This window comes from Nocardioides sp. zg-1308, from assembly GCF_013155375.1.
In the GTDB taxonomy this organism is placed as follows: Bacteria; Actinomycetota; Actinomycetes; order Propionibacteriales; family Nocardioidaceae; genus Nocardioides; species Nocardioides renjunii.
Genome location: NZ_JABJQY010000002.1, coordinates 2,276,812 through 2,298,700 on the forward strand (window position 1 = coordinate 2,276,812; position 21,889 = coordinate 2,298,700).

At 71.9% G+C, this 21,889-nt stretch carries 19 protein-coding genes; 13 read left to right on the forward strand and 6 right to left on the reverse strand.

Annotated elements, in window-relative coordinates; all coding sequences use genetic code 11:
- Window positions 1-92 precede the first annotated feature (92 nt).
- The 9 genes from ahcY to secA all read left to right on the forward strand — a co-directional run bounded on the left by ahcY (window position 93) and on the right by secA (window position 12,539).
- Complete coding sequence (gene ahcY, locus HN031_RS12730) at window positions 93-1,550, forward strand: adenosylhomocysteinase (protein WP_172270419.1); 1,458 nt, start codon at window positions 93-95, stop codon at window positions 1,548-1,550.
- A 49-nt stretch (window positions 1,551-1,599) separates the two neighbouring features.
- Window positions 1,600-2,298, forward strand: coding sequence for an MtrAB system response regulator MtrA (gene mtrA / locus HN031_RS12735; RefSeq protein ID WP_172270421.1), 699 nt, complete (start codon window positions 1,600-1,602; stop codon window positions 2,296-2,298).
- A 16-nt stretch (window positions 2,299-2,314) separates the two neighbouring features.
- Window positions 2,315-3,946 carry an MtrAB system histidine kinase MtrB gene (gene mtrB / locus HN031_RS12740; protein ID WP_172270423.1) on the forward strand — a complete coding sequence of 544 codons (1,632 nt, stop codon included), beginning with the start codon at window positions 2,315-2,317 and terminating at the stop codon, window positions 3,944-3,946.
- Complete coding sequence (locus HN031_RS12745; protein ID WP_172270425.1) at window positions 3,943-5,694, forward strand: LpqB family beta-propeller domain-containing protein; 1,752 nt, start codon at window positions 3,943-3,945, stop codon at window positions 5,692-5,694. The genes mtrB and HN031_RS12745 overlap by 4 nt, the downstream gene beginning before the upstream one ends.
- A 65-nt stretch (window positions 5,695-5,759) precedes the next feature.
- On the forward strand, window positions 5,760-6,494 hold the full coding sequence (locus HN031_RS12750; RefSeq protein ID WP_367650751.1) for a ComF family protein: 735 nt from the start codon (window positions 5,760-5,762) through the stop codon (window positions 6,492-6,494).
- A gap of 430 nt (window positions 6,495-6,924) precedes the next feature.
- Window positions 6,925-7,590 (forward strand): ribosome-associated translation inhibitor RaiA, encoded by a 666-nt coding sequence (raiA, locus tag HN031_RS12755; RefSeq protein WP_172270429.1) that lies wholly within the window; start codon window positions 6,925-6,927, stop codon window positions 7,588-7,590.
- Between the two features lie 65 nt (window positions 7,591-7,655).
- Window positions 7,656-8,330: a response regulator transcription factor gene (locus HN031_RS12760; RefSeq protein ID WP_322424735.1), complete on the forward strand. Its 675-nt coding sequence runs from the start codon at window positions 7,656-7,658 to the stop codon at window positions 8,328-8,330.
- 57 nt (window positions 8,331-8,387) lie between these two features.
- Window positions 8,388-9,623 carry a winged helix-turn-helix domain-containing protein gene (locus tag HN031_RS12765; protein ID WP_367650752.1) on the forward strand — a complete coding sequence of 412 codons (1,236 nt, stop codon included), beginning with the start codon at window positions 8,388-8,390 and terminating at the stop codon, window positions 9,621-9,623.
- 15 nt (window positions 9,624-9,638) lie between these two features.
- Entirely contained in the window at window positions 9,639-12,539 is a 2,901-nt protein-coding gene (secA, locus tag HN031_RS12770; protein WP_172270431.1) for a preprotein translocase subunit SecA, read from the forward strand.
- A 48-nt stretch (window positions 12,540-12,587) separates the two neighbouring features.
- Here the strand turns inward: secA and HN031_RS12775 are convergent, their stop codons facing one another.
- Together HN031_RS12775 and HN031_RS22355 are read right to left on the reverse strand one after the other, a co-directional pair.
- Window positions 12,588-13,079, reverse strand: coding sequence for an Rv3235 family protein (locus tag HN031_RS12775; protein ID WP_172270433.1), 492 nt, complete (start codon window positions 13,077-13,079; stop codon window positions 12,588-12,590).
- A complete protein-coding gene (locus HN031_RS22355; RefSeq protein WP_216652126.1) occupies window positions 13,079-13,732 on the reverse strand; it encodes a LysM domain-containing protein in 654 nt (217 codons plus the stop codon). The genes HN031_RS12775 and HN031_RS22355 overlap by 1 nt, the downstream gene beginning before the upstream one ends.
- 200 nt (window positions 13,733-13,932) lie before the next feature.
- On the opposite strand from HN031_RS22355, the gene HN031_RS12785 reads away from it, so the two are divergent.
- Both HN031_RS12785 and HN031_RS12790 read left to right on the forward strand, forming a co-directional pair.
- Complete coding sequence (locus tag HN031_RS12785) at window positions 13,933-14,583, forward strand: fasciclin domain-containing protein (protein ID WP_172270435.1); 651 nt, start codon at window positions 13,933-13,935, stop codon at window positions 14,581-14,583.
- A gap of 67 nt (window positions 14,584-14,650) precedes the next feature.
- Window positions 14,651-15,214, forward strand: coding sequence for a hypothetical protein (locus HN031_RS12790; protein ID WP_172270436.1), 564 nt, complete (start codon window positions 14,651-14,653; stop codon window positions 15,212-15,214).
- On the opposite strand, the gene HN031_RS12795 is transcribed toward HN031_RS12790, so the two are convergent.
- The 4 genes from HN031_RS12795 to HN031_RS12810 are packed head-to-tail and all read right to left on the reverse strand — an operon-like array spanning window position 15,193 to window position 18,541.
- Window positions 15,193-15,513 (reverse strand): sec-independent translocase, encoded by a 321-nt coding sequence (locus HN031_RS12795; RefSeq protein ID WP_172270438.1) that lies wholly within the window; start codon window positions 15,511-15,513, stop codon window positions 15,193-15,195. The genes HN031_RS12790 and HN031_RS12795 overlap by 22 nt on opposite strands.
- 18 nt (window positions 15,514-15,531) lie before the next feature.
- Window positions 15,532-16,692, reverse strand: coding sequence for an Mrp/NBP35 family ATP-binding protein (locus HN031_RS12800; protein WP_172270440.1), 1,161 nt, complete (start codon window positions 16,690-16,692; stop codon window positions 15,532-15,534).
- A gap of 32 nt (window positions 16,693-16,724) precedes the next feature.
- The gene (locus HN031_RS12805; RefSeq protein ID WP_172270442.1) at window positions 16,725-17,264 is read right to left on the reverse strand and encodes a DUF1003 domain-containing protein; all 540 of its coding nucleotides are present in this window, start codon (window positions 17,262-17,264) and stop codon (window positions 16,725-16,727) included.
- On the reverse strand, window positions 17,261-18,541 hold the full coding sequence (locus HN031_RS12810) for a CBS domain-containing protein (protein WP_172270444.1): 1,281 nt from the start codon (window positions 18,539-18,541) through the stop codon (window positions 17,261-17,263). The genes HN031_RS12805 and HN031_RS12810 overlap by 4 nt, the downstream gene beginning before the upstream one ends.
- Before the next feature lie 181 nt (window positions 18,542-18,722).
- On the opposite strand from HN031_RS12810, the gene HN031_RS12815 reads away from it, so the two are divergent.
- Together HN031_RS12815 and HN031_RS21580 are read left to right on the forward strand one after the other, a co-directional pair.
- Entirely contained in the window at window positions 18,723-20,615 is a 1,893-nt protein-coding gene (locus tag HN031_RS12815; RefSeq protein ID WP_172270446.1) for an endonuclease/exonuclease/phosphatase family protein, read from the forward strand.
- Between the two features lie 113 nt (window positions 20,616-20,728).
- The gene (locus tag HN031_RS21580; RefSeq protein ID WP_172270448.1) at window positions 20,729-21,877 is read left to right on the forward strand and encodes an endonuclease/exonuclease/phosphatase family protein; all 1,149 of its coding nucleotides are present in this window, start codon (window positions 20,729-20,731) and stop codon (window positions 21,875-21,877) included.
- Window positions 21,878-21,889 lie beyond the last annotated feature (12 nt).

The window sequence follows — 21,889 nt, forward strand, 5'->3', positions numbered from 1 at the left end:
CGGTCCTACGCTCTTCTGGTCCGCGCGGGAGATCCCGACGATGCACAGATGTGCGGCGCAGACGGCCTCCACCGAATCCGGGAGACAACCACATGGACTTCAAGGTCGCTGACCTCACCCTCGCCGCCTACGGCCGCAAGGAGATCGAGCTCGCCGAGCACGAGATGCCCGGCCTCATGGCCATGCGCGAGCGCTACGGCAAGGACCAGCCCCTCAAGGGCGCCCGCGTCGCCGGCTCGCTGCACATGACGATCCAGACCGCCGTGCTCATCGAGACCCTCGTGCACCTCGGTGCCGACGTCCGCTGGGCCACGTGCAACATCTTCTCGACCCAGGACCACGCCGCCGCGGCCGTGGTCGTGGGCCGCGACGGCACCGCCGACGCCCCGCAGGGCACGCCCGTCTTCGCCTGGAAGGGCGAGTCGCTGGCCGAGTACTGGGACGAGGCCGAGAAGGTCTTCGACTTCACCGACGCCGACGGCAACGTCATCGGCCCCAACGTCCTCCTCGACGACGGTGGCGACATCACGATGCTGCTGCACCTCGGCGTCGAGTTCGAGAAGACCGGCGTCGTGCCGTCGCAGGACAGCACCGACAACGAGGAGTTCAAGGAGGTGCTGCGCGTGCTGGCCCGCTCGGTCGAGAGCAAGCCGCAGCACTGGACCGAGATCTCGAAGGGCATCAGGGGCGTCTCCGAGGAGACCACCACCGGCGTCCTCCGCCTCTACGACCGCTTCCGCGAGGGCACGCTGCTCTTCCCGGCGATCAACGTGAACGACTCGGTCACCAAGTCCAAGTTCGACAACAAGTACGGCTGCCGCCACTCGCTGATCGACGGCCTCAACCGTGCCACCGACGTGATGATCGGCGGCAAGGTCGCCGTCGTCTGCGGCTACGGCGACGTGGGCAAGGGCTCCGCGGAGTCGCTGCGCGGCCAGGGTGCTCGCGTCATCGTCACCGAGATCGACCCGATCTGCGCGCTGCAGGCGGCGATGGACGGCTACGAGGTCAAGCGCCTCGAGTCCGTCGTGGAGACGGCCGACATCTTCATCACCACGACCGGCAACTTCGACATCATCACCGTCGAGCACTTCCACAAGATGAAGCACCAGGCGATCGTCGGCAACATCGGTCACTTCGACAACGAGATCAACATGGCCGGCCTCGCCCGGATCCCCGGCATCGTCAAGGACGAGATCAAGCCGCAGGTCCACCAGTGGATCTTCCCGGCGACCGAGGACAAGCCGAGCAAGAAGATCATCGTGCTGTCCGAGGGCCGCCTGCTCAACCTGGGCAACGCCACCGGCCACCCGTCGTTCGTGATGTCGAACTCCTTCACCAACCAGGTGCTGGCGCAGATCGAGCTGTTCACCAAGGCCGACGAGTACGAGCTCGGTGTCCACGTCCTGCCCAAGCACCTCGACGAGGAGGTGGCCCGCCTGCACCTCGACGCCCTCGGTGTCGAGCTGACCGAGCTCACCAAGGAGCAGGCCGCCTACCTCGGCGTCGACGTGGAGGGTCCCTACAAGTCGGACCACTACCGCTACTGACCAGTTGCGTACGGCCTCCGGTCGCGGGGGCTGTCCCTACACTGGCGCCATGAACGACCTCGCCGAACCCGCGCGCGGCAGCGTGCTCGTCGTCGACGACGACGCCTCCCTGGCGGAGATGCTCTCCATCGTCCTCCGCCAGGAGGGGTTCGACAGCCGGATCGTGGGCCGCGGTGACGTGGCCCTCGATGCGTTCCGGGACTACAAGCCCGACCTGGTCCTCCTCGACCTGATGCTGCCCGGCAAGGACGGCATCGACGTCTGCAAGGAGATCCGCGCCGAGTCGGGCGTGCCGATCGTGATGCTCACGGCGAAGGGCGACACCATCGACGTGGTCGTCGGCCTCGAGTCCGGGGCCGACGACTACATCGTCAAGCCCTTCAAGCCCAAGGAGCTCGTCGCCCGGATCCGCGCCCGCATGCGGCGCAACGACGTCACGCTCGACGAGGGCCTCACGATCGGCGACATCGCCATCGACGTCGCAGGCCACTCCGTCACCCGCGCCGGTGCCCCGATCAACCTGACGCCGCTCGAGTTCGACCTGCTCGTGTGCCTGGCGCGCAAGCCGTGGCAGGTCTTCACCCGCGAGGTGCTGCTCGAGCAGGTCTGGGGCTACCGGCACAGCGCCGACACCCGGCTGGTCAACGTGCACGTCCAGCGACTGCGCTCCAAGGTCGAGCACGACCCGGAGAACCCCGAGGTCGTGGTGACCGTGCGCGGCGTCGGCTACAAGGCCGGCAAGTCCTGACGGACCAGAGGACACCATGACCAGCCCAGCGGGATCCTCGGGGCCCCGACGCCTCCTCGACCGCGTGCCGGCGGTGCTGCGCCACGGCCCCGCCTTCTGGCGGCGCTCGGTGCAGGCGCGGGTCGTGGTCAGCACGGTGCTCCTCTCGGCCGCCGTCGTCGGGGTGGTCGGCTGGTTCCTCATCCAGCAGACCCGCGACGGGCTCCTGGAGAACCGGGTCGACGCGGTGGTCCAGGAGGCCGAGAGCGAGACCGAGACGGCGCGCGCGGCGCTGGCCGCGATCCCCGTCCTCGACGCCGACGAGTCGGCCCAGCAGCAGGCCCTCGTCGAGCTCATCCAGGCGCGCGGCGCGACCCGCGGCTTCGGTGTCGTCCTGTCGCCGCCGATCAGCGAGGGCGTCCGGCTCGCCGACGGCGGCGCCAAGTTCACCGAGGGCCTCGAGCTGGCGAGCGTCCCGGAGACGATGGAGGCGCGCTTCGACTCGGTGAGGCCGACCGCCTGGACCTTCACCGACATCAGGACCTCGCGGGAGGTGACCGGCCTGCCGGAGGGGCCCGGCATCGTGGTCGGCAGCCAGGTGCGGCTGCCGGCGGACGACAACGCCTACACGCTCTACTACCTCTACCCGCTCGCCGAGCAGCAGGAGACCCTCGCGCTCGTCTCCCGCGCGATGCTCGTCGCGGCCGTCCCGCTGCTGCTCCTCATCGCCGGCCTCACCTGGCTGGTCACCCGCCAGGTGGTCACCCCGATCCGGATGGCACGCCGGGTGGCCGAGCGGCTCGCGGCGGGCCAGCTCCAGGAGCGCCTGCGCGTGCGCGGCGAGGACGACCTGGCCCGGTTGGCGACGTCGTTCAACCAGATGGCCTCCAACCTGCAGAAGCAGATCCGCCAGCTCGAGGAGCTCAGCCGCCTCCAGCGCCGGTTCGTCTCCGACGTCTCCCACGAGCTGCGCACGCCGATCACGACGGTGCGGATGGCCAGCGACGTCATCCACGACGCCAAGCCGTTCCTCGACCCGGTCACCGGCCGGGCGGCCGAGCTGCTCCAGAAGGAGCTCGACCGCTTCGAGACGCTCCTGGCCGACCTCCTGGAGATCAGCCGCTTCGACGCCGGCGCCGCCGTGCTCGAGGCCGAGGACGTCGACCTCGTGGACGTCGCCCGACGGGTCGTCGACATGACGTCCGTCCTCGCCGCCCAGCGCGACACCCGCGTCGTGCTGCACGACCCCGGCACGCCCTGCGTCGCCGAGGCCGACGTACGCCGCGTGGAGCGGGTCGTGCGCAACCTGGTCACCAACGCCATCGACCACGCCGAGAGCCGCGACGTGGAGATCTTCGTCGGCTCCGACCGCCGCTCGGCCGCGATCGCGGTCCGCGACCACGGCGTCGGGCTGGGGCCCGGCGAGTCCGCCATGGTCTTCAACCGGTTCTGGCGCGCCGACCCCGCCCGGGCCCGCACCAGCGGCGGCACCGGTCTCGGCCTGTCCATCTCGCTGGAGGACACCCACCTGCACGGCGGCTGGCTCCAGGCGTGGGGACGCCCGGGCGAGGGTGCGCAGTTCCGGCTGACCCTGCCCCGCACCCTCGGCACCCAGCTGCGCCACTCCCCGCTCCCGCTGGTCCCCGACGACGCCCGGGAGACCGCATGACGACGCGCCCCACGACCCGCTCGCGGTCCGTCGTGAACGCCCTGGTGGCGGTGGTGACGTGCGCCCTGCTGGCGGCGTGCGTCCAGATGCCCACGTCGGGCCCGGTCGTGGAGCCGCCGGTCACCACCGGCGCCGACGACGTGCCCGGCATCTCCTTCGACCCGCGCCCCCCGCAGGCCGGCGACCCGCCGGTCGACATCGTGTCCGGGTTCCTCGAGGCGATGAAGGCGACGCCGATCAGCCAGACGGTCGCCCTCCAGTTCCTCTCCCGCGAGGCGGCCGAAGCCTGGGCACCGGAGCAGCAGGTCATGACGTACTCCGACCTCGGCACCGTCGTGGGCGACATGACGGTCCAGGTGCCGCTGGCCGACGTGAGCCTCTACGACGCCCGCGGTGCCTGGCAGCGCACCCAGCCCGCCGGCCAGCTGGTCCTCGGGATGGTGCAGGAGGACGGTGAGTGGCGCATCAGCGAGGTGCCCAACGCGCTGATCGTGCCGGACTCGTGGTTCGACGACTGGTACCAGCGCGTCTCCCTCTACTACTTCGACCCCTCGGCGCAGGTGCTGGTGCCTGAGCCGGTCCACGTGCCGCGCGGCGAGCAGCTCGCCTCCTCGCTGGTGCGGGGCCTGCTCACGCCGCCCAGCGGTGAGCTGCAGGACGTCGCGGTCACCTACTTCCCACCCGACACCGACCTCGAGCTCTCCGTCCCCATCGAGTCCGGGATCGCCCAGGTGGCCCTCTCGGGGGATCCCGACGCCGTCGACGCGACCACCGCCGACCTCATGCGCGCCCAGCTGGCCTGGACGCTCCGCCAGGAGGAGCGGATCAACGCCGTGCAGCTCAGCATCGGTGACCGGGCGTTCAACGGCTCGGGGGGATCGACCCAGGTCCGGCTCAACGTCGGCAGCGCCTACGACCCCACCGGCGACCCGAGGAGCCCCGACCTCTTCGCCCTCGACCGGAACCGCGTCGTGTCCGGCACCATCGGCGCGTTCGAGGAGACCTCCGGCCCGCTCGGCCAGCCGGGCTACGCCCTGCGCGGCATCGGGGTCAGCATCGACGGCTCGCGCGTGGCGGCGGTCTCCAGGACGGGCTCGGACCTCTTCGTCGCGCCGACCGAGTCGCCCACGGGTGAGGTGACCCGGCCGGTGGTGGGCGGGGTGGACCTGGCGGATCCCCACTGGGACGTCCGCGACCGGACGTGGGTCCTCGACCGCAACGCGGGCCGGGCCAGGGTCATCGTCGTCGTGGACGGCTCCGCCCGCATCGTCGCCGTACCCGGCATCAGCGGCCGGGCCGTGACCGACCTGCTCGTCTCGCGCGACGGAACCCGGCTGGTCGCGCTCGTGCGCGGGCGCACGAGCGACCAGGTCGTCTCGTCGCGGGTCCGTCACGACCCGTCCGGCGCGATCCTCGGCTTCTCCTCGCTCCGCATGCTGTGGCTGCCGGACGAGGGCAGCCCCCGCATCCGCGACATCGCCTGGCGCAGCACGACCGCCATCTCGGTGCTGAGGGACATCACGGCCGGCTCCCAGGTCAACACCATCTCCGTCGACGGCGCGCCGGGTGAGATCACGACCGGCGGCAACACCCGCCTGCGCGGCCCCAACCGGCTCCTCGTCTCCTCCCCGGTGGAGGGCGGCGAGGTCTACGCACTCGCCGGTCGAGCCGTCCTGAGCCTGACCACGCCGGAGCGCGCGGTGCCCGACCTGCCGCGCGGCCTCACGTCCCTGACCTACGTGGGCTGACCGCCCTCCACAGGGCGTACGCCGTCCGGTTGCGGCCGCGGCGCCGCACCTGCTGGCATGGGCGGGTGCTCGACGAGGCCCTCGACCTGTTCCTCGGCAGCCGCTGCGTCGGGTGCGACGAGCCCGGGCGGATGCTCTGCCCGAGCTGCCGCACCGCGCTGTCGCGCCGGGCCGCGGTCGCCTGGCCGACGCCGGTGCCCGACGGCCTCGTGGTGCCCTGGGCCACCGAGACCTACGACGGTGCCGTGCGGGCGCTTGTCGTGGGTCACAAGGACCGCGGCCAGTGGAGCCACCGGCGCGTGCTCGGCGAGCTGCTGGCCGAGGCGGTCCGCGCCGCCGTGAGCGACCTCGAGGACCCTGGCCGCGAGCCGCTGCTGCTGGTGCCCGTGCCCTCCCGGCCGGGAGCCGGCCGGCAGCGCGGCTACGAGGCGACCGCCGCGCTGGTGCGGGCCGCGGCCGCCCGGCTGCGGCGCGAGCAGCGCCGACGGGTGGTCGTCACCGCGCCGCTCCTGGTCTCGCGCGGGGCGGCGGACCAGGCCGGCCTCGACGCCGGCGGACGGGCCGCCAACGTGCACCGCTCGATGCACTGCCCGTCGCGGGCGCTGGCCCGCGTGGCACGCCGCTGGCCGCGGGGCCACGTGGTGGTCTGCGACGACGTCCTGACCACCGGCGCGACGGCGCGCGAGGCGCAGCGCGCCCTCGAGGCGGTCGGTTTGCCACCGCTCGCGATCGCCGCCGTCGCCGCCACGCGCAGGCGTGGCGGGAGCGACGGGCCAGGACGCGACCGACTGGTGGCCTGACAGTTGGCCCGCAGCCATGGAGGGGCTAGCGTCGGTGCATGGAGTCCGCCCGGGTCCGTGGTTGCGTCACGGGGACGGGTGTGCGCGGCACCGCGAGGTGCGGCGCGCGATCCGAACCGTGGCTAGCCGATGCCAGTCGCAGGCGAAACGGTCCACGTAAGTCCACGAGCGCGGTGCTGCCCAGCAGCACAGGGCCCGTCGGACGATCACGGTGCGGCTTAGAAGTAAGTCCTGCCTCTGCGCCGACACCAGATGTGTCGGTGGCCGGGAGAAGGCCAGTAGTGACGGAGAAGTCGCGAACGCTTCAGCAGGCGGTTGTGGGGTCGAAGACCAGGTCGGCCGGGCGGGCTCCATCCCACCCTGCCCCGGCGGGTGTGCCGCCGCGGCGAAATGGAGGGGTGCGGACCGTTCGCTAGTTGAGGAGGTTCACATGGAGGTTGTGGTCACGGGACGGCACTGCGAGGTGTCCGACCGGTTCCGCGAGCACGTGTCCGAGAAGCTCACCCGTCTGGAGAAGCATGACCACCGGATCATGCGGGTCCAGGTGGAGGTGGAGCTCGAGAAGAACCCCCGACAGCACGACCGGTCCACCAAGGTCGAGCTGACCGCCTTCTCCAAGGGCCCGGTCATCCGGGCCGAGGCGGCGGCCGAGGACAAGATGGGCGCGCTGGACCTGGCCCTCGACAAGATGCAGGCGCAGATGCGTCGCGCGGCCGACCGGCGCCGGGTGCACAAGGGCCGCAATGCCCACGTCTCGGTGGGCGAGGCCCTCGCGGGGATGCCCGAGGTGCCGGACTCGGCGGCCGAGCCCGACGACGCCGTCATCGAGCGCAAGGTCGGTCCGATCACCGTGACCGGCGACGGACCGCTGGTGGTGCGCGAGAAGTCCCACAGCGCCACACCCATGACGCTCGACCAGGCGCTCTACGAGATGGAGCTGGTCGGGCACGACTTCTACCTCTTCGTCGACAAGGAGAGCGAGCGCCCCGCGGTGGTCTACCGCCGCCGCGGCTACGACTACGGCGTGATCTCGCTCGACGTCGCCGAGCTGGACGACGCGCCGGCGCCCGACGTGGCCGCCGTCGACCAGCGCTGAGCACCGCTGACCAGCGCTGACCCAGTGAGGCGCCCCCGGTCACGCGCGCATGACATGATGCGCGCGTGACCGAGGCAACAGGGACCGAACCCGTCCGCGTCCTGGTGGTGGACGACCAAGAGCTCTTCCGCCGCGGGCTGATCATGCTCCTCGGTGGCGACAGCGACATCGAGGTCGTGGGTGAGGCCGCCGACGGCATCACCGCGACGGACCTCGCGGTCTCGACGGCTCCCGACGTGATCCTGCTCGACGTCCGCATGCCCCGGCGCACGGGCGTCGAGGCGTGCCGCGCGATCAAGGAGGCCGTGCCCTCGGCCAAGATCATCATGCTCACGGTCTCCGACGAGGAGGCCGACCTCTACGAGTCGGTCAAGAACGGCGCCTCGGGCTACCTCCTCAAGGACTCCTCCATCGAGGAGGTCGCGCAGGCCGTGCGCGTCGTCAACGAGGGCCAGTCGCTCATCAGCCCGTCGATGGCGGTCAAGCTGATCGACGAGTTCAAGCAGATGTCCAAGCCCGAGCGCGAGCAGGGTCCGGCGCTGCGCCTGACCGAGCGCGAGCTCGAGGTGCTGCGGCTGGTGGCCAAGGGCCTCAACAACCGTGAGGTCGCCAAGGAGCTCTTCATCTCCGAGAACACGGTGAAGAACCACGTGCGCAACATCTTGGAGAAGCTCCAGCTGCACTCCCGCATGGAGGCCGTCATGTACGCCATGCGCGAGAAGCTGCTCGACCTGCCCTGACCCCGCGCCGGCCCTGGGGCCGGGCGGCTGTTGGCGCGCTCTGGTTGAGTTCGTCCCGTGACGGAGACCCTCAGCAAGCTCCAGGCGCGCCGCATCGCGCTCGCCGCCCAGGGGTTTACCGACCGGCCCCACACGACCCCGTCCATGCGCACGCTCGAGCGCACGGTCTCGCGCACCGGCGTGCTCCAGGTCGACTCGGTCAACGTCCTCCAGCGCGCCCACTTCATGCCGCTCTACTCGCGGATGGGCCCCTACGACGTCGACCTGCTGCGGCGCGCGGCCGAGCGGCGACCGCGCCGCCTCGTGGAGTACTGGGCGCACGTCCAGGCGCTGATGCCGGTCGCGCTGTGGCCGCTGATGCGGCACCGCATGGACCACTACCGCTCCGAGCGCGGCAAGTGGGGCTTCGTCGCCGCCGACCCCGGGCTCGAGGCGCGGGTCCTGGCGGCCGTCGCCGAGCGGGGGCCGGTCACCGCGCGCGACCTCGAGGAGGAGTTCAGCACCGGCCCGCGCACCCGGGAGCACTGGGGCTGGAACTGGTCGGACGCGCGCAAGGTCCTCGACTACCTCTTCCTCGTCGGCGACGTCGCGATCGCCGGGCGCACCAGCCAGTTCGAGGTGGTCTACGACCTCCCCGAGCGTGTGCTGCCCGCCGACGTCCTCGCCGCCCCCACGCCCACGCCGCAGGAGGCGGTGACCGAGCTGGTGCGCCTGGCCGCCCGCTCGCACGGTGTCGCCAGCGCCACCTGCCTCGCCGACTACTACCGGCTGCGCCTGCAGCCCCCGTCCGGCCGGGCCAGCGCCCGGGTCGCGGTCGACGAGCTGGTCGCGTCCGGCGAGCTGGTGCCGGTCCGGGTGCAGGGCTGGAAGCGCCCGGCCTACCTCCACCGCGACGCAAAGGTCCCGCGACGGGTTGTGGCCCGCACCCTGCTCAGTCCGTTCGACCCCGTCGTGTGGGAGCGCGGACGGGCCGAGGCGCTGTTCGACTTCTTCTACCGCATCGAGATCTACGTCCCGGCCGAGAAGCGGCTCCACGGCTACTACGTCCTGCCCTTCCTGCTGGGCGACCGGCTGGTCGCCCGGGTGGACCTCAAGGCCGACCGGGCCGGCCGCGTGCTGCTCGTCCGCGGCGCCTTCGCCGAGGAGGCCGCGCCCCCGGAGACCGCCGAGGAGCTCGCCGCCGAGCTGCGCCGACTGGCCGGCTGGCTCGGCCTCGACGACGTGACGGTGGGCGAGCGCGGGAACCTGTCCGGGCCGCTGTCGCACGCATTGGGTCGAGCGTTGGAGCGGTAGGTACAGTTACCACTCGTGCCTGCCATCATCGACAAGCTGCTCCGCATCGGCGAGGGCAAGATCCTCCGCGAGCTGGAAGCCATCTCCAAGGCCGTCAACGCCATCGAGGACGACTTCGTCAAGATGACCGACGACGAGCTCCGCTCGATGACCGACGAGTTCCGCGAGCGGCTGGCGGGCGGCGAGACCCTCGACGACATCATGCCGGAGGCCTTCGCCACGGTCCGCGAGGCCAGCAAGCGGGTGCTCGGCATGCGCCCCTTCGACGTGCAGATCATGGGTGCCGCCGCGCTGCACCTCGGCAACATCGCCGAGATGAAGACCGGTGAGGGCAAGACCCTCGTCGCCGTGCTGCCGTCCTACCTCAACGCCCTCGAGGGCAAGGGCGTGCACGTCGTCACGGTCAACGACTACCTCGCGAGGTTCCAGTCCGAGCAGATGGGCCGGGTGCATCACTTCCTCGGCCTGACCGTCGGCGTGATCCTGCCGTCGATGCGCCCGGCCGAGCGCCGCGAGGCCTACGGCTGCGACATCACCTACGGCACCAACAACGAGCTCGGCTTCGACTACCTGCGCGACAACATGGCCGACTCGGTCGAAGAGTGCGTGCAGCGCGGCCACAACTTCGCGATCGTGGACGAGGTCGACTCCATCCTCATCGACGAGGCGCGGACCCCGCTCATCATCAGCGGCCCGACCCAGGACGAGGTCAAGTGGTACGCCGAGTTCGCCAAGATCGCGCGCTCGATGGTCCGCGACACCGACTACGAGGTCGACGAGAAGAAGCGCACGATCTCCGTGCTCGAGCCGGGCATCACCAAGGTGGAGGACCACCTCGGGATCGACAACCTCTACGACTCGGTCAACACCCCGCTCATCTCGTTCCTCAACAACTCCATCAAGGCCAAGGAGCTGTTCCGCAACGACAAGGAGTACGTCGTCATGGACGGCGAGGTGCTCATCGTCGACGAGCACACCGGCCGCATCCTGGCCGGCCGCCGCTACAACGACGGCCTGCACCAGGCCATCGAGGCCAAGGAGGGCGTGACCGTCCGCGAGGAGTACCAGACCCTCGCCACGATCACCCTGCAGAACTACTTCCGCCTCTACTCCAAGCTGTCCGGCATGACCGGCACGGCCATGACCGAGGCCTCCGAGTTCGACAAGATCTACGGTCTCGGCGTCGTCCCGATCCCCACGAACCGCCCGATGCAGCGCGTCGACAACGTCGACCTGGTCTACCGGACCGAGGAGGCGAAGTACGAGGCCGTCGCCGACGACATCGCCGAGCGCCACGACAAGGGCCAGCCGATCCTCATCGGCACCGTGTCGGTCGAGAAGTCCGAGTACCTCTCCAACCTGCTCAAGAGGCGCGGGATCCCGCACACCGTCCTCAACGCCAAGCAGCACGCCGACGAGGCCAAGGTCGTCGCGCTCGCCGGCCACAAGGGCTCGGTCACCGTCGCCACCAACATGGCCGGCCGCGGCACCGACATCATGCTCGGCGGGTCGGTCGACTTCCTCGCCGACCAGGAGCTGCGCCAGCTGGGCCTCGACCCGGTCGAGGCCCCGGAGGAGTACGACGCGGCCTGGCCGGCCACCGTCGAGCGCATCAAGGCCCAGGTGGCGGCCGAGCACGACGAGGTCCGCGACCTCGGCGGCCTCTACGTCGTCGGCACCGAGCGCCACGAGTCGCGCCGCATCGACAACCAGCTCCGCGGTCGGTCCGGCCGACAGGGCGACCCGGGGGAGTCCCGGTTCTACCTGTCGCTGCAGGACGAGATGATGCGGCTCTTCAAGTCGGAGTGGGTCGACCGGATCCTCACCGTGCTCAAGGTCCCCGACGACGTGCCGATCGACGCCAAGCGGGTCAGCAACGCCATCGCCGGCGCGCAGGCCAACATCGAGTCGCAGAACTTCGAGTCGCGCAAGAACGTGCTCAAGTACGACGACGTGATGAGCCGGCAGCGCGAGGTCATCTACGCCGAGCGCCGCCGCGTGCTCGAGGGCGCCGACCTGGGCGAGCAGATCCGCGGCTTCATCGACGACGTCATCACCGGCTACGTCCGCGGTGCCACGGAGGGCTACGCCGAGGACTGGGACCTCGACGCCCTGTTCACCGCCCTCGGCCAGCTCTACCCGGTGGGGCTGACCAAGGACGGCGTGATCAAGGAGGCCGGCGGCCTCGAGAACATCAGCCGCGAGAAGCTCATCGAGGACCTGCAGAAGGACGTGCAGGAGGCCTACGACCGCCGTGAGGACGAGATGGGCGAGGAGGTGCAGCGCGAGCTCGAGCGCCGCGTCGTGCTCTCGGTCCTCGACCGCAAGTGGCGCGAGCACCTCTACGAGATGGACTACCTCCGTGAGGGCATCTCGCTGCGTGCGTACGCCCAGCGTGACCCGCTCGTGGAGTACCAGCGCGAGGGCTTCGACATGTTCACCGCCATGATGGACGGCATCAAGGAGGAGTCGGTCGGCTTCCTGTTCAACCTCCAGGTCGAGGTCGACGACGAGGGCGACGACGACGCCGCCGCCGTCGACGCGCAGCCGGAGGCCCAGGTCACGACGCCGCAGGCGCCCCAGATCTCCGTGGCCACCCCGCAGATCGACTTCGCCAAGGCCGCCGCCCACGCACCGGGGGCCCAGCCGGCACAGCCGGCTCAGCCGGCTCAGCCGCAGCAGCCCACCATCCGGGCCAAGGGGCTCGACAAGCCCAAGCGGACGCAGAACCTGTCCTACAGCGCTCCGTCCGAGGACGGCGAGGCCGAGGTGCACGCCGCTCCCGAGGCCGACAGCGACGACCCGTTCGCCGGCGTCGGTCGCAACTCGCTGTGCCCGTGCGGCTCGGGGCAGAAGTTCAAGCGCTGCCACGGCGCTCCCGGCGGCGCGAGCGGTCGCGCCACGGTCGGCGGCTGACCCGGCGGTCGGTGCGAGCGGTCAGCCCCAGCTGATCGCGACGCACTGCTAGCGGTCGCGCACGACCTCGAACCGTGCGGCGACCGCCCGGGAGCGACGGCCGTAGCGCACGTGCGCGCTGGCCTCGACCGCGTCGCGGCGGATCAGCGCGGTCCGGACGCCCACCACGACGGGCCGGGCCGAGTTCGGTCCCCGGACCTGCCCGGCCGTGAGACCGGCGGCGGCGCGGACGGTCCGGGCGCGCTCGGACAGGTCCTCGTAGACGTCCGGCACGGTGTGGCGCAGCAGCTGGCTCACCGGCCGGTCGCCGGCGGCGATCTCGACCAGTGCCTGCAGGCACCGACCGACGAAGGCGTCGACCTGGAGGCGCTCGGCGGCCGCGACGTCGACGAGGTCGACGGCGTGGGCGCTGCGCAACCGGGGTCGCGGGGGAGCGGTGCGCGGCGTCAGGTCCAGGGCCAGCGACCCCTGCACGCTGGCCAGGGCGGCCGGCGGCCTGAGGACGATGACCTCGGCGTCAGCGGTGTCGGGTGTGCTCATCATCGTGCTCCGTCCTTCTCGTCGGGCTTGTCGTCGGGCTGCTGGCGGGGCTGCTGGTCGGGCAGGCGCAGCACCTGCCCGGGGAGGATCAGGTCGGGGTCGTCGCCCACGACGCCGCGGTTGGCCCGCCAGATCGCGCGCCACCGCGCCTCCACGGAGCCGCCGTCCGGGTGCGCCCGCGCGATGGACCACAGCGAGTCACCGGACCGGACGACGTGGACCGCCGGGCCCGGCCGCCGCGACGGGCGGATCGACGGGGTCGGCGGCGCTGGCTCGACCGCGCGCTCCGGCAGCGCCAGGCCGACGAGCAGCTCGGGACCGTCGGCGACGGCCGGGGTCGCGGTGCCGGCCACGACGGCGACACCGCACGCGGCGAGCACGAGGCGCCGGGTCGCGCCGGCTGCGTCCTCGCGGAGCCGGCCGGTCAGCAGCCCGACGACGGTCGCGGTGGTCACCGCCCACAGCCACGCGAGGGCTGCGCACAGCGCGAGGGCGCACCCGGCGACCACGACGTCCACGACGCGGCCGGCACCCACGCCGCTCGCGGCCGCGTGCCACGAGCCGGGCAGCACGGTGGCCGCTATGGCCGCCGCGGCGGTCACCGCGCCCCAGACGACCACGGGTCGTCCCTTGCTGCTGCTGTCCCGAGACACCGCCGAACCCTTCGTTTGCGTGTGTTTGCATCATTCAACGCCCGACAGCATGAGCCGGTCAACGGTTGCGCGTGGCCTGTGGAGGGGGAGGGCCAGCACACGAGGGCGTCCTGAGCCGACCCGGAGTGCATCCACCCGCGCACTTCGGACGGAGAAGCAGGTGTGCCGCAGATCGCGGTCACTGACGAGAGGACGAGACCATGAGATTGTTCCGCCGCTTCGCCGTGAGCCTGGCCGTACCCCTCGCCGCCGCGCTGGTCGCACCCGCAGGTGCTGCCGGCGCCACCGGCGACGGGCCTCCTGGTACTCGCAGCCTCGCCGCCGTGCTGACGTCCGACGGCAACCAGTTCGACCGCAACTGGCACGACTACGACATCGTCACCGAGGCCGTGCTGGCCGTGATCGCGGCCGACGCCGATGCCGACAGCCCGGTGCGACTGCTCACCGACGGCACGGTCCCGCTGACCGCCTTCTTGCCCAACGACCGGGCCTTCCAGCTCCTCGTCAAGGACCTCACCGGGCAGTGGGTGCGCAGCGAGGCCGACGTGTTCGCCGCGACGGCCGGGCTCGGGGTCGAGACGGTGGAGGACGTGCTGCTCTACCACGTCGTGCCGGGGGCGACGATCACCGCCCGTGACGCCGTCCGCGCCGACGGGGCGGAGCTGACGACCGCCCTCGGCCCCGTGATCGGTGTCCGCGTCTACAGCCGCTACCTGCCGCTCATCGGCCTGCGCGACCAGGACCCCGACGATGCCGACCCGATCGTCAACCCGTTCGCGCTCGACATCAACCGGGGCAACGCACAGATCGCGCACGGCATCACCTTCGTGCTCCGGCCCGTGAACCTCTGACCCCCTCCACCCGGCCGTCCTCGCGACAGGCCTCCCGACCGACCTCCCGCGTCGTTACAGTCCCTGCATGCCCTGGGAGCACGAGCTGTTCGCCCTCCTCGACGACCTCGAGGGACAGGCGGCAGCGGCGTGGGAGGCCGACCGCGAGGCGGAGCTCGCCGACCGGGCCCGCAGCGAGTACGGCGCGGTCACCCTGGCCAGCCGGCTGATGGCGTCCCGGGGGCAGGTGGTCGCCCTCGACCTCCCGCACCTCGGCCGCATCGAGGGCCGGCTCGACCGGGTGGCGTCGGAGTGGTGCCTGCTCAGCGGCACCGGCCAGGACTGGCTGGTGCCGCTGGGCGCGGTGGTCGGCGTCCGCGGCGCCAGCGCGCGATCCGTGCCGGAGGTCGCGTGGTCACCGGTGGACCGGCTCGGGCTCCGGGCCGCGCTGCGCCGCCTGGCCGAGGCCGGGGAGCGGTGCCTGGTGCACCTGACCGACGGCACCCGCCACGAGGCGTACGTCGACCGCGTGGGCGCGGACTTCGCCGACTGCCGCACCGCCGGGGACGCGCCGGCCGGCGTGCTGCTGGTGCCCTTCTCGGCGCTGGTCGCGGTGCAGAGCCGCGAGGATCAGGTCGCCTCGACGTCGTAGGGCGGGACCTGGCCCTCGGGGAGCGTCGGCTTCCTGGCCTGCTCCCGGTCGACCTCGGCCATCGCCTCGGTGATGTGCTTGCGGACGATCGTGCGCGGGTCGAGGTCGCGCAGCTGCAGGTCGGCGTAGTCCGGTCCGAGCTCGTTGCGGAGCTCGTCGCGGGCGTTGTGCGCCAGCCCGCGCGCGCGGTGGAGCAGCTGGGCCGCCTGACGGGCGAGGTCGGGCAGCTTGTCCGGACCCAGCACGACGACCGCCACCAGGGCGATCACGGCCAGCTCGAGGAGCCCGACGTCGAACATGCCCCAGAACCTACTGGGTCAGAACTTGCTGGAGGGCGTCAGGCCTAGCTGCATGCCCGCGAGCCCGCGACCGCGGCCCGACAGCGACTGGGCGACCGAGGCCAGCTCGCGTGCTGCCGGGGCGGCGGGGTCGGCCTCGATGATCGGCTTGCCGACGTCGCCGCCCTCGCGCAGCGAGATGTCGAGGGGGATCCGTGCGAGCACCGGCACGTCGTAGCCGAAGCGCTCCGACAGCGTCTGCGCCACGCGGGTGCCGCCGCCGGTGCCGAACACCTCGAGCCGGTGGTCGTCCTCCGGCGGGCAGTGGGGGCAGGGGAGGTAGCTCATGTTCTCGACGACGCCGATGACGCGCTGGTGCATCATCGAGGCCATCGTCCCGGCGCGCTCCGCGACCTCCGCGGCCGCCTCCTGCGGGGTGGTGACCACGATGACCTCGGCGCTGGGCAGGTGCTGGCCGAGCGAGATGGCGACGTCGCCGGTGCCGGGGGGCAGGTCGAGGAGCAGGGCGTCGAGGTCGCCCCAGTAGACGTCGGCGAGCATCTGGACCAGCGCCCGGTCGAGCATGGGGCCGCGCCAGGCGACCACCTGGTCGCGACGCGGCTTGAGCATGCCGATCGAGATGACCGAGACACCGCTCGCCGTCGGCACCGGCATGATCAGGTCGTCGACCTGCGTCGGACGGGCGTCGGCGATGCCCAGCATCGCCGGGACCGAGTGGCCGTAGATGTCGGCGTCGACGATGCCGACCTTGAGGCCCTGGTGGGCCAGTGCGAGGGCGAGGTTGACCGTGACCGACGACTTGCCGACGCCGCCCTTGCCGCTGGCGATCGCGTAGACCTTGGTCAGCGAGCCGGGCTGGGCGAAGGGGATCTCGCGCTGGGCACGGCCGTCGCTGAGGATCTCCTTGAGGCCGGCGCGCTGCTCGGCGCTCATCACGCCGAGGGTGAGGTCGATCGCGGCGACGCCGGGGACCTTGGTGACGGCGGCGGTGACGTCGCGGTTGATCGTGTCCTTGAGGGGGCACCCCGCCACCGTGAGGAGCACGTGGACCTGCACCGATCCGTCCGGCCCGACCTCGACGGAGTCCACCATCCCGAGCTCGGTGATGGGGCGCTTGATCTCCGGGTCGTCGACGGTCGCCAGCGCGTCCATCACCTGCTGCTGCGTGGGGGTGCTCATGATGGTCCAGTCTACGAGCCGACCCCGAAGGATCACTGTCCCGGCCGCTGCACCCGGTCCGGCGGAGCCTGGGCCGGGTCCTCCGGCTCGGTGCGGGAGAGCTCCTCGATGTCGCCGAGCAGGCCCCGCAGCTCCGAGCGGAGGAAGTCGCGCGTCGCGACCTCGCCGACGGCCATGCGCAGCGAGGCGACCTCGCGGGCGAGGAACTCCATGTCGGCGTGGGCGCGGGCGTTGGCCTGGCGGTCCTGCTCGGCCACCACCTTGTCGCGCTGCTCCTGGCGGTTCTGGGCGAGCAGGATCAGGGGAGCGGCGTACGACGCCTGCAGGCTGAGCATGAGGGTCAGGAAGATGAACGGGAACTCGTCGAAGCGCAGGTCCGCGGGCGCGAGCACGTTCCACAGCACCCAGGCCGCGACGAACATCGTCATCCACAGCAGGAACTTCGCCGTGCCCATGTAGCGGGCGAACGACTCCGCGAAGACGCCGAAGGTGTCCGCGTCGACGGTGGGGCGGCGCACGATCTGGCGCCGGCTCTCGCGGGGGGTGTCGAGGCGCACCCGGCGATCGGTCATCGGGTGCCCCCGGCGATGGGCCCGGGCCGCGGGGCGCGGTCGCGCCAGCCCTCGGGCAGCATGTGGTCGAGCAGGTCGTCGACGGTGACCGCGCCGATCAGCCGGCCCTCGTCGTCGACCACGGGGGCGGCGACGAGGTTGTAGGTCGCCAGGTGGGCGGCCACCTGGTCCATCGAGGCGTCGGCGCGCAGCGGGTCCATCGAGTCGTCGAGCGCCGCCGCGACCAGGGTCGAGGGCGGCTCGCGCAGCAGCCGCTGGATGTGGGCGGCGCCGAGCAGCCTGCCCGTCGGCGTCTCGAGCGGCTGGCGGCAGACGTAGACCAGCGCCGCCAGCGCGGGGGTGAGCTCGGGGTTGCGCACGTGGGCGAGCGCGTCGGCGATGGTGGCGTCGGGGGAGAGGATCACGGGCTCCGGCGTCATCATCGCGCCGGCGGTGTTGTCCTCGTAGGACATCAGGCGCCGGACGTCCTCGGCCTCGTTGGGCTCCATCAGCCCGAGGAGGGTGGCCGCGGTCTCCGGGTTGAGGTCGGCGATGAGGTCGGCGGCGTCGTCGGCCGACATCTCCTCCAGCACGTCCGCGGCGCGCTCGGAGTCGAGGTGCTCGAGGATCTCGACCTGGTCCTCCTCGGGCAGCTCCTCGAGCACGTCGGCCAGGCGCTCGTCGTCGAGGGCGGCCACCACGGCCGTACGCCGCTCGGGCGGCAGGTCGTGGATCATGTTGGCGGCGTCGGCCGGCCGCATGTCGTTGAGCGCGGCGATGAGGTGGGTGGCGCCCTGCGTCGGCTCCTGCCGGGTGAGGCCGGTGACGTCGCGCCACTCCACGACGTGGGTCTGGCCGCGGCGCCGGAAGCCCTTGCTCGGCTCGCGGACGGCGACCCGGGACAGCACCCAGTCGCGGTTGCGGGCCTGCTCCATCGCGACGTCGTAGACGACTCCCGTGATGGGCTCGCCCCTGCCCGGGTCCTTGATCGACACGGTGCGGTCGAGCATCTGCCCCATGACGAGCGTCTCGGTCGAGCGCTGCTCGAAGCGCCGCATGTTGAGCAGGCCCGTCGTGTGCACCTGGCCGCTGTCGATGGCGGTGATCCGGGTCATCGGCACGAAGATCCGGCGCCGGCCGAAGACCTCGGCGACCATGCCGAGCACCCGCGGCTGGCTCGTCTCGGTGCGGAGCGCGACGACCAGGTCGCGCACCTTGGCCACCTGGTCGCCCTGGGGGTCGAAGATCGGCAGCCCGACGAGCCGGGCCACGAAGACGCGGGTCGGGGTGGTGCTCACGTCCGCAACCGTAGCGTGCGCGCAACGCGCGGAGTCAGGCCCACACCGGGCACCGGATGTTACGCTTGCGCCGCAGGAGTCACTCCTGTCACATCGATCGAGCCCGGGCCCGTGTGCTCCGGGGCCCGGTCGGGTCACCTCGACAAACGCCACTTCCCCGACGACTGTGAGGCCCCACGTCATGTTCGGCTCGTCCCTGTTCCGCCTCCCGCGCCCGTCCCGTCCCGCCCGACGCCTCGGCGCCGTGGCCCTGACGCTCGCGACCGGGCTCGCCCTCGCCCCCGCCGGCGGGGTGTCGTCCGCCTCCGCCGTCGCCGTCACCGACGATGCCCTCCAGACCACGCCGGCCACGGCGTTCCGCGTCGGCACATTCAACGTCCTCGGAGCCGACCACACGGCCCCCGGCGGCAACCGCAAGGGCTGGGACCCGGGCGTCGTCCGGATGGACCGCGTGGTCAGCCTCATCGGCGAGCACGAGCTCGACGTGGTGGGCTTCCAGGAGTTCCAGCCGCCGCAGGCGACGCGGTTCCAGGAGCTGACCGGGACGTCCTGGCAGACCTACCCCGGCCTCGACGCGACGGTGGGGCCCTCGGTCAACTCGATCGGGTGGCGCACGGACGTGTGGCAGCTGCTCGAGTCCCGCACGCTCCCGATCCCGTACTTCTCCGGCGCGCCCAGCCGGATGCCGGCCGTCCTGCTGCAGAACATCGAGACCGGCCGTCGGGTGTGGTTCTTCAACACCCACAACCCCGCCGACGTCCGCGGCCCGGCGCAGCAGTGGCGCGACGCCGGCTTCGCGATGGAGGCTGCGCTCGCCAACGAGCTGCGGGCGACGCACCCGGACGCGGCGTTCATCTCCCTGGGCGACAAGAACGACCGCGCCCGCTACTACTGCTCGGTCGCGATGGCCGCCGACATGTGGTCCGCGAGCGGCGGCTGGACCGACGGCACGAGCTGCTCGGCGCCGGCCGGCGGCGCGATCGACTGGATCCTCGGCACCAAGAACGTCTACTTCAACGGCTACACCCGGCTGTGGAACGACTACGTCTCCCAGACCAGCGACCACCCGCTCTACTACGCCAACGCCGTCGTCCCGGCCTCGGCCCCGCCGGCCGTCGACCACGTCGTCGTCGTGGCGGTGCCGGGACTGACGTCCACCGTCGCGCGGAGCCTCGCTCCCGACGTCGCCGAGCTCGGCCGCCTGTCGGCCAACGGCGCCTCGACGCTGAACGCCAGGACGGTCGCCGAGAACACCGGGCCGGATGCCAACCTCGTCTCGCTCCTCACCGGCCGGCGCGTGTTCCCCAAGCAGGGCGGCCACGGCGTCGGCTCCACGAAGGCCCTCCCCTCGACGGTGCACCAGTCGGCCGGGCAGTACGTCTCCGGCATCTTCGACCTCGCCCACAACAACTCCTACCGCACGACGTTCGTCTCGAGCCGCTCGCAGACCGACCTGCTCCGCCGCAGCTGGAACAAGCAGACGGGCGGCAAGGACCCCTACGGCAAGGACGACGGGACCGCCAAGATCGACCGGTTCAAGGTCAAGCGCGACGACGCCGCCTCCGTCGGCTGGTGGCGCGACAACATCGCCCGCAAGCCGAGCCAGCTCAGCGTCATCGAGCTCGGCGGGGTGGCGAAGACCGCGCTGGCCGAGGGCTGGAACGGCCCGGCCTACCAGAAGGCCGTCCGCAAGGCCTTCCAGAAGGTCGCCGCGATCCGTCGCGGCATCGACAAGCAGCCGGCCATGGCCGGCACGACGCTCCTGGTCGTCACCGGCACCGGTGGCGCGCAGCGGTCGAAGGGCTCCTCGACCACCTGGAAGCAGAGCTACCGCGTCCCGATGTGGGTGACCGGCCCCGGCGTCGCTGCCGGCAGCAGCCTGTACTCGCTCAACCCGGCGTTCACCGAGCCCGGCGAGGCGCAGGTGCCCTACTCCGGTGACCAGCCCATCCGGGTCGGCGACCTCGCCAACCTGGTGACGCGCTCCCTCGGGCTCCCGCCGGTGCCGGGCGCGACCATGGACCCCGAGCAGCGCTTCTCGGCCTTCGACCCGCTGGCGGTGCCCGGCTCCTGAGCAAAGGTTGGGACGTGGTGGTGGGCTCCCGTTAGGCTGGCCCCTCCAGAGCCGGTCGCGCGCTCCTGGCGACGTGGCCGCGACGTGCGGCTCACGTCCCCCAGAAGGTGTCCGTGAAGGTCAGTCGGTTCTCCCTGAGCGCTCGTGGGCTGCGGTGGCCCCCGCCCGGCGTGTGGGCACCCGTCCTGGCGATCGTGCTGGTGGTCGTGGTCGTGTGGACCTCGTTCTTCGCGGGTCCCGGACCCGGCAGCACCGCGACCGACCGGACCAGCGCGGAGCCGACCGAGGTGCCGCGGTCCGAGCGACCGGACGGTGACGGGGGTGACGGGGGCGACGGGCAGTCCGGCTCCGACGACGGCCTCGACGTCGGACCCGAGGCGGAGCCCGGGACCGCGGACGGCAAGTCGGCCACCGCGGCGCTCGACCGGTCCGTACGCCGCTTCCGCGCCGCCCAGCGCCGGCTGGCCCAGCAGGTGTCCCGGCAGCTCGAGCGCCAGGAGCGTCGCGCCCAGACGCTGGAGTTCCGGGTCGCCACCTACAACGTGCTGGGTGACTCCCACACCGGTCCGGGCGGCAACAAGCCCGGCTTCCCCGACGCCGGACCGCGCATGGACATGGCCATCGCGGCGCTGCGCAACAACGGCATCGACGTGGTGGGCTTCCAGGAGTTCGAGTCGACCCAGCACAACATGTTCACCTCCCGCGCCGGCGAGTACGCCCTCTACCCGGGCCTCGCGCTCGGGGACAAGTCCGTGCGCTTCAACATCGCGTGGCGCTCGAGCATGTGGAGCCTCGTCGAGGCGCACACGCTGTCCATCCCCTACGCCGGGGGCAGCCGCATCGACATGCCGGTGGTGCTGCTCGAGTCCACCACGACCGGCCGGCGGGCCTGGTTCGCCAACTTCCACAACCCCGCCGACACGCCGCGCCTGGGCAACAACGCGCACTGGCGCTCGATGGCGGCGGGCATCGAGATCGCCCACCTCACCGAGCTGCACGCCCGCGACGGCCATCCCGTCATCGTCACCGGCGACTTCAACGAGCGCTCGGAGATCTTCTGCCGGTTCACCGCCGGCGGCGTCTTCAGCGCAGCGGCGGGCGGCAGCTCCGCCGGTGGGTGTGCCCCGCCGCCCAGCATGCAGGTCGACTGGATCTTCGGGTCGACCGGAGTGGCCTTCGAGGGCTACGCCGTGACCGGCACCGGCGTGGCCTCGGACCACAACCTGGTCCACGCGCAGGCCACGCTGACCGAGGTCGAGTGAGCGGGTCCGCGC